Annotated in this window: 8 protein-coding genes and 1 tRNA gene; all 9 read left to right on the top strand. The window is 59.5% G+C overall.

What is annotated here, in order from left to right; genetic code table 11:
• The coding region (locus IFT60_RS22280; protein ID WP_474795865.1) for an EF-Tu C-terminal domain-related protein at positions 1 to 107 on the top strand (107 nt) is incomplete at its 5' end.
• 110 nt (positions 108 to 217) lie between these two features.
• A tRNA-Trp gene (locus IFT60_RS22275) sits at positions 218 to 293 on the top strand.
• 36 nt (positions 294 to 329) lie between these two features.
• On the top strand, positions 330 to 719 hold the full coding sequence (secE, locus tag IFT60_RS22270; RefSeq protein ID WP_192055852.1) for a preprotein translocase subunit SecE: 390 nt from the start codon (positions 330 to 332) through the stop codon (positions 717 to 719).
• Positions 719 to 1,360, top strand: coding sequence for a transcription termination/antitermination protein NusG (gene nusG, locus IFT60_RS22265; RefSeq protein ID WP_197986423.1), 642 nt, complete (start codon positions 719 to 721; stop codon positions 1,358 to 1,360). The genes secE and nusG overlap by 1 nt, the downstream gene beginning before the upstream one ends.
• Before the next feature lie 111 nt (positions 1,361 to 1,471).
• Positions 1,472 to 1,903, top strand: a complete 432-nt coding sequence (gene rplK, locus IFT60_RS22260; RefSeq protein WP_192055850.1) for a 50S ribosomal protein L11 — start codon at positions 1,472 to 1,474, stop codon at positions 1,901 to 1,903.
• Positions 1,903 to 2,598, top strand: a complete 696-nt coding sequence (gene rplA, locus IFT60_RS22255) for a 50S ribosomal protein L1 (protein ID WP_192055848.1) — start codon at positions 1,903 to 1,905, stop codon at positions 2,596 to 2,598. The genes rplK and rplA overlap by 1 nt, the downstream gene beginning before the upstream one ends.
• Positions 2,599 to 2,872: 274 nt before the next feature.
• Positions 2,873 to 3,403, top strand: coding sequence for a 50S ribosomal protein L10 (gene rplJ / locus IFT60_RS22250; RefSeq protein WP_192055846.1), 531 nt, complete (start codon positions 2,873 to 2,875; stop codon positions 3,401 to 3,403).
• Positions 3,404 to 3,463: 60 nt separating this feature from the next.
• Positions 3,464 to 3,838 (top strand): 50S ribosomal protein L7/L12, encoded by a 375-nt coding sequence (rplL, locus tag IFT60_RS22245; RefSeq protein ID WP_192055844.1) that lies wholly within the window; start codon positions 3,464 to 3,466, stop codon positions 3,836 to 3,838.
• A 280-nt stretch (positions 3,839 to 4,118) separates the two neighbouring features.
• Positions 4,119 to 8,228, top strand: coding sequence for a DNA-directed RNA polymerase subunit beta (gene rpoB, locus IFT60_RS22240; RefSeq protein ID WP_192055842.1), 4,110 nt, complete (start codon positions 4,119 to 4,121; stop codon positions 8,226 to 8,228).
• Positions 8,229 to 8,279: the final 51 nt, after the last annotated feature.

Raw genomic sequence — 8,279 nt, 5'->3', positions numbered from 1 at the left:
CCGTCAAGCTGATCAACCCGATCGCGATGGAAGAAGGCCTGCGCTTCGCAATCCGCGAAGGCGGCCGTACCGTCGGCGCCGGCGTGGTTGCAAAGATCATTGCCTAAGTAGTTAGTAGTTTGTTGTACCGAAGGGGTGGTGCCAACCACCTCTTCAAAAAACATTCCCAGCATACGCGCGTATGCTGTAGAATGCGCGATTCAGCTGAAGTCTTCGTAGGGGTGTAGCTCAATTGGCAGAGCGTCGGTCTCCAAAACCGAAGGTCGCGGGTTCGATTCCCTCCGCCCCTGCCACCGAATTCTGGTGCGCAGCACCGAAAGTAAAGAAGAATGTCTAATCAATCCGTGCAAACCGTTAGCACCTCGAATGACAAGTTTAAGGTGGCCCTGGCGGTGGTTGCCGCGATTGCAGGCGTAGTCGGGTTCTTTTACCTGAAGGGCCAAAACAAACCAGCCTTGGTCGCCGCCGGCGCCCTCGTGGCTGGTTTAGTTTTTGCCGTCCTGCTTTTGTGGACTTCCACCAATGGCCGTGAATTCCTGAACTTCGCCAAAGAGTCCGTTCGCGAAACCAAGAAAGTCGTCTGGCCGACCCGCAAGGAAGCGACCACGATCACCATGATCGTTTTCGCCTTTGTCGTCGTGATGGCAATCTTCCTGTGGGGCACGGATAAGCTGTTGGAATTCCTGTTGTACGACCTGGTCCTGGGGTGGAAGCAATAATGAACGAAAATGTCCAAGACAACGCGCCGGAAGAGATTCCGGCGTCTGACGCTGGTGATGTGACTCCGGAAGCGGCGCAAGAAGCCGCACCCGTGAGCGTCCCGGTCAGCAACAAGCGCTGGTACGTCGTTCACGTCTACTCCGGCATGGAAAAGAGCGTCATGCGCGCCCTGACCGAGCGCATCGAGCGCGCCGGCATGAGCGAGCAGTTCGGCCAGATCCTGGTCCCGACCGAAGAAGTCGTGGAAGTCAAGAACGGCAGCAAATCGGTTACCGAGCGCCGCTTCTTCCCTGGCTACGTGCTGGTCGAGATGGAAATGACCGACGAGACCTGGCACCTGGTCAAGAACACCAGCAAGGTCACCGGTTTCATCGGCGGCAAATCGAACAAGCCAACCCCGATTCCAGCGCGCGAGATCGACAAGATCATGCAGCAGGTCCAGGAAGGCGTCGAGAAGCCACGGCCGAAAGTGCTGTACGAAGTGGGCGAGCAGGTCCGGATCAAGGAAGGCCCGTTCACCGACTTCAACGGCAACGTCGAGGAAGTGAATTACGAAAAATCGAAGGTGCGTGTGACTGTCACCATCTTCGGCCGCGCAACTCCGGTGGAGCTGGAGTTCGGGCAAGTAGAAAAAGTTTAAAACGCACTAATCGGGGCGTCGCAGCAGCAAGGCGGAATCCGGTAAGAGGAGCCCCGCCGAGCTAGGTAGTAGCGGTGGGGCGCTACTACTCATAGCAACCAGGAGCCAAACATGGCAAAGAAAATCATTGGTTTTATCAAGCTGCAAGTTGCAGCTGGTAAAGCAAACCCATCCCCACCGATCGGCCCAGCACTGGGTCAGCGTGGCCTGAACATCATGGAATTCTGCAAGGCGTTCAACGCCCAGACCCAGGGTCTCGAGCCAGGCATGCCGATCCCGGTCGTGATCACCGCGTTCGCCGACAAGTCCTTCACCTTCGTGATGAAGACCCCACCGGCAACCTACCTGATCAAGAAAGCCGCCGGCATCACCAAGGGTTCGCCGAAGCCACATACCGACAAAGTCGGTACGCTGACCCGTGCCCAGGCAGAAGAAATCGCAAAAACCAAGCAGCCGGACCTGACCGCAGCAGACATGGACGCAGCAGTGCGTATCATCGCTGGCTCGGCACGTTCGATGGGCATCACGGTGGAGGGTCTGTAATGGCTAAGCTGTCCAAGCGCGTCAAAGAAATGAAAGCGAAAGTCGACCGTAACAAGGTCTACGCCTTCGACAACGCAGTGTCGTTGGTCAAGGAATTCGCAACCGCCAAGTTCAACGAGTCGATCGACGTCGCCGTTCAGCTGGGCGTGGATCCGAAGAAGTCGGACCAGGTCGTTCGTGGTTCGGTGGTCCTGCCAGCAGGCACCGGCAAGGAAGTGCGCGTCGCTGTCTTCGCGTCGGGCGACAAGGCTGAAGCTGCACGTGCAGCCGGCGCCGACATCGTCGGTATGGAAGACCTGGCCGAGCGCGTCAAGGCCGGCGACATGCCGTTCGACGTCGTCATCGCTTCGCCAGACACCATGCGTATCGTCGGTACCCTGGGCCAGATCCTGGGCCCACGTGGCCTGATGCCTAACCCGAAGGTCGGTACCGTCACCCCTGACGTCGCCACCGCGGTGAAGAACGCCAAAGCCGGTCAGGTCCAGTACCGTACCGACAAGTCGGGTATCATCCACGCGACCATCGGCCGCAAGTCGTTCGCCGATGCCGATCTGAAGGCCAACCTGTCGGCCCTGATCGAAGCACTGAACAAGGCCAAGCCAGCCACCTCGAAAGGTGTGTACCTGCGCAAGGTCGCGATCTCGTCGACGATGGGCGCGGGCGTCCGTGTCGATCACGCTTCGATCGCCGCTTAAGTTTTAAAAGAATCAAGTCCCCGCAAGACATCAGCGGGGCGCATCTTTGGGCTGCCGGAGTCGAATACGCTCCGGCAGGCAATCAAAGACCGTTGGGCCGGAAGCAGTGGTTGGGCAACTGGTTAATACATCACCCAACGCAGATGGTGTACCCGAACAAGTTTTGTAGTCCATGCTGCGTGAGCTCATCCGCGTTAGTTAGACTTCTTAACTTCGGACGCCGTGTTCGAACCGATGCAGGCGATTTTGCCTGCATTAATTAAGGAGATTGACCGTGGGTCTTAATCTGAATGACAAAAAGGCCGTCGTCGAAGAAGTGAGCGCGAAAGTAGCAACCGCGCAAACGATCGTCGTGGCCGAGTACCGTGGCATCCAGGTTAGTCACTTGACGAAACTCCGTGCAACCGCACGTGCCCAGGGTGTGTACCTGCGTGTTCTGAAGAACACGCTGGCACGCCGCTCTGTCGAAGGCACGCAGTTTGCCCCGCTGGCTGACGCCATGACCGGTCCGCTGATCTACTCGATCTCGGACGACGCCGTTGCTGCCGCTAAAGTCATCGCTGACTTCGCGAAAACCAACGACAAGCTGGTCATGAAAGCCGGTAACTACGCAGGTAAGCAGCTCGACGTAGCTGGTGTTACCGCGTTGGCAAGCATCCCATCCCGTGAAGTCCTCATCTCGCAGCTGTTGGGCGTGATGCTGGCTCCGGTGTCGGGCTTTGCACGTGGTCTGGCTGCCCTGGCAGCGAAAAAAGGCGAAGGTTCGGAAGCTGCTCCTGCAGCCGAAGAAACCGCAGCAGCGTAAGCGCGGCCTTTTTTCTCAAGTACTAACTGAACTACACACAACATACATCTGGAGTTTCAAATGGCAATTAGCAAAGACGATATCCTGAACGCAGTGAGCGAAATGTCCGTCATGGACCTGAACGAACTGGTCAAGGCATTCGAAGAGAAGTTCGGCGTGTCGGCAGCTGCAATGGCAGCACCGGCAGCTGGCGGCGGCGCAGCTGCTGCAGCAGTCGAAGAGCAGACCGAATTCAACGTCGTGCTGACCGAAATCGGCGCGAACAAGGTCGGCGTCATCAAAGCCGTCCGTGAAATCACCGGCCTGGGTCTGAAGGAAGCCAAAGACGTCGTCGACGGCGCACCGAAGACCGTGAAAGAAGCCATGCCAAAAGCAGACGCAGAAGCAGCCAAGAAAAAGCTGGAAGATGCAGGCGCCAAGGCAGAACTGAAGTAATCAAAAGCAATGGGCATCGCAAGGTGCCCAACGCCCGAGTCAAAGCTTGCAAGCCCCGCCGGAAGGCGGTGCTGCGGCTTTGGCTCTTTTGTCGTCCCTGCGGCAAACGTATTATCCCGGCACTATTCGTATCATCGCAGCACCGCAGCAAAATCGTAACACAGCAGTAGCCTGTCCTTTTCATCTGGCAGAACAGCAAGAGACTTGAGGCCTTGTATGTGGTCGCTCCACCACTGGCAATCCCTGAATTCTCATCCTTTCTGTCACTCACGGAGTGTCCATGCACTACTCATTTACTGAGAAGAAACGCATTCGCAAGTCGTTCGCGAAGCGCGCCAACGTTCACAACGTTCCATATCTTCTGGCTACCCAGCTTGAATCCTACGAGAATTTCCTGCAGGCGGACGCTGGTCCGACCGCACGCAAGAACGAAGGCCTGCAGTCGGCTTTCAGCTCGATCTTCCCGATCGTGTCGCACAACGGCTTCGCTCGCCTCGAATTCCTGTCCTACGTGCTGGGCGACCCCGCGTTTGACGTCAAGGAATGCCAACAGCGTGGCCTGACCTTCGCCTCGCCACTGCGCGCCAAAGTGCGCCTGGTGATCCTGGACAAGGAATCGCCGACCAAGCCGGTCGTCAAGGAAATGAAAGAGCAGGAAGTGTACATGGGCGAATTGCCGCTCATGACCGCCAACGGTTCGTTCGTCATCAACGGCACCGAGCGCGTGATCGTCTCCCAGCTGCACCGCTCCCCGGGCGTGTTCTTCGAGCACGACCGCGGCAAGACGCACTCGTCCGGCAAGCTGCTGTTCTCGGCACGTATCATTCCTTACCGCGGCTCGTGGCTGGACTTCGAGTTCGACCCGAAAGACATCCTGTTCTTCCGCGTCGACCGCCGCCGCAAGATGCCGGTGACGATCCTGCTGAAGGCCATTGGCATGACGCCGGAACAGATCCTGGCGAACTTCTTTGTCTTCGACAATTTCAACCTGCGCTCCGAAGGCGCGGAAATCGAATTCGTGTCCGAACGACTGCGCGGCGAAGTCGCGCGCTTCGACATCGTCGATCCGAAGACCGGCAAGACGCTGGTCACCAAGGACAAGCGCATCAATGCCAAGCACGTGCGCGACATCGAAGCGGCCGGCATCAAAGCCATCTCGGTGCCTGAAGACTACCTGCTGGGCCGTATCGTCGCCCGCAACATCGTCGACGCCGACACCGGCGAGATCATCGCTTCGGCCAACGACGAGCTGACCGACGAACTGCTGGGCAAGCTGCGCGACGCCAACGTCGACGCGATCCAGACCCTGTACACGAACGACCTCGACCAGGGCGGCTACATCTCGCAAACCCTGCGCACCGACGACACCGCCGACCAGATGGCCGCGCGCGTGGCGATCTACCGCATGATGCGTCCTGGCGAACCGCCAACCGAAGAGTCGGTCGAAGCCCTGTTCAACGGCCTGTTCTACAGCCCTGAGCGCTACGATTTGTCGGCTGTTGGCCGCATGAAGTTCAACCGCCGCATCGGCCGCGATGAACTGACCGGCAACATGACGCTGTCGAACGAAGACATCCTGGCCGTGATCAAGATCCTGGTCGAGCTGCGCAATGGCCGCGGCGAAGTCGACGACATCGATCACCTGGGTAACCGCCGCGTGCGTTGCGTGGGCGAACTGGCCGAAAACCAGTTCCGCGCCGGCCTCGTGCGTGTGGAACGTGCCGTCAAGGAACGTCTCGGCCAGGCCGAAGCGGACAACCTGATGCCGCACGACCTGATCAACAGCAAGCCGATCTCGGCCGCGATCCGTGAATTCTTCGGTTCGTCGCAGCTGTCGCAGTTCATGGACCAGACCAATCCGCTGTCGGAGATCACGCACAAGCGCCGTGTTTCCGCCCTGGGACCAGGCGGCCTGACCCGCGAACGTGCCGGCTTCGAGGTGCGCGACGTGCACCCGACCCACTACGGCCGCGTCTGCCCGATCGAAACGCCTGAAGGCCCGAACATCGGCCTGATCAACTCGCTGGCACTGTACGCCCGCCTGAACGAATACGGCTTCCTGGAAACCCCGTACCGCAAGGTCGAAGGTTCGAAGGTCACCGACAAGATCGATTACCTGTCCGCCATCGAAGAAGGCCGCTACATCATCGCCCAGGCGAATGCAGCGATCAATCCGGAAGGCCAGCTGGTCGACGAACTGGTGTCGGCACGTGAAGCCGGCGAAACGATCCTGGTCTCGCCAGAGCGCATCCAGTACATGGACGTGGCGCCAGGCCAGATCGTCTCGGTCGCAGCCTCGCTGATTCCGTTCCTCGAGCACGATGACGCGAACCGTGCACTGATGGGCGCCAACATGCAGCGCCAGGCCGTGCCTTGCCTGCGTCCTGAAAAGGCCGTGGTCGGTACCGGTATCGAGCGCACCGTCGCGGTCGACTCGGGCACCACCGTGCAAGCCGTGCGTGGCGGCGTGGTCGATTACATCGATGCGGGCCGTGTGGTTATTCGTGTCAACGACGACGAGGCGCAAGCCGGCGAAGTCGGTGTCGACATCTATAACCTGATCAAGTACACCCGTTCGAACCAGAACACCAACATCAACCAGCGTCCGATCGTGCAGGTTGGCGACCGCGTGGCCCGTGGCGACGTGATTGCCGACGGCGCATCGACCGACCTGGGCGAGCTGGCCCTGGGCCAGAACATGCTGGTCGCGTTCATGCCGTGGAACGGCCTGAACTTCGAAGATTCGATCCTGATCTCGGAAAACGTTGTCAAGGACGACCGCTACACCTCGATCCACATCGAAGAGCTGTCGGTCGTCGCACGCGACACCAAGCTCGGCGCGGAAGAAATCACCCGCGACATCTCGAACCTGGCCGAAAACCAGCTGGCGCGCCTGGATGAATCGGGCATCGTCTACATCGGCGCCGAAGTCACCGCCGGCGACGTGCTGGTCGGTAAAGTCACGCCAAAAGGCGAGACCCAGCTGACGCCGGAAGAGAAGCTGCTGCGCGCGATCTTCGGCGAAAAAGCGTCGGACGTGAAAGACACCTCGCTGCGCGTGCCTTCGGGCATGGTCGGCACCGTGATCGACGTGCAAGTGTTTACCCGCGAAGGCATTACCCGCGACAAGCGTGCACAGCAGATCATCGACGACGAACTGAAACGTTTCCGCCTGGACTTGAACGACCAGATGCGTATCGTGGAGGGCGACGCCTTCCAGCGTCTGGAGCGTATGCTGGTCGGTAAAGTGGTCAACGGCGGTCCGAAGAAGCTGGCGAAGGGCGCGGTCATCACGTCCGAATACCTGGCCGACCTGGACAAGTTCCACTGGTTCGACATCCGCCCTGCGGACGACGAATCGGCGAACGCGCTGGAAGCGATCAAGGAATCGATCAACGAGAAGCGCCACCAGTACGACCTGGCCTTCGAAGAAAAGCGCAAGAAGCTGACGCAAGGCGACGAGCTGCAGCCTGGCGTGCAAAAGATGGTCAAGGTCTACCTGGCCGTCAAGCGCCGCCTGCAGTCGGGCGACAAGATGGCGGGTCGCCACGGTAACAAGGGTGTGGTCTCGCGTATCGTGCCGGTCGAAGACATGCCGTTCATGGCCGATGGCCGTCCTGCGGACGTCGTGCTGAACCCGCTGGGCGTTCCGTCGCGTATGAACGTCGGTCAGATCCTGGAAACCCACCTCGGTTGGGCGGCGAAGGGCCTGGGCTGGCGCATCGGCGAAATGCTGGCGGCGCAAGCGAAGGCGCAAGATCTGCGCGTCTTCCTGGAAAAGATTTACAACGAAACCGGCCGCAAGGAAGACCTGGACAACTTCAGCGATGAAGAAATCCTGAGCCTGTCGCACAACCTCAAGAACGGCGTGCCGTTCGCGACGCCGGTGTTCGACGGCGCCCACGAAGAGGACATCCGCCGCATGCTGGACCTGGCGTTCCCGGACGACATCGCCAAGCACCTGGGCATGACGCCGTCGAAGAACCAGGTCACGATGCACGACGGCCGCACCGGCGAAGCGTTCGAGCGCAAGGTCACCGTCGGCTTCATGCACATGCTGAAGCTGCACCACCTGGTCGACGACAAGATGCACGCGCGTTCGACCGGTCCGTACTCGCTGGTGACGCAGCAGCCGCTGGGCGGTAAAGCCCAGTTCGGTGGCCAGCGCTTCGGTGAGATGGAGGTGTGGGCACTAGAAGCGTACGGCGCATCGTACGTGCTGCAGGAAATGCTGACAGTGAAGTCGGATGACGTGAATGGCCGTACCAAGGTGTACGAGAACCTGGTCAAGGGCGACCACGTGATCGACGCCGGCATGCCTGAATCGTTCAACGTGCTGGTCAAGGAAATCCGCTCGCTGGGTATCGATATCGACCTCGAGCGTAACTAAGAAGCAGAAGGAAGGGCAAGCTGGCCTTGCTTTTGGAACGGGAGTCCCCAA

Source organism: Massilia sp. CFBP 13721 (genome assembly GCF_014842025.1).
Lineage (GTDB): Bacteria > Pseudomonadota > Gammaproteobacteria > Burkholderiales > Burkholderiaceae_D > Telluria.
This window is presented reverse-complemented; position numbering and strand designations above follow the sequence as displayed.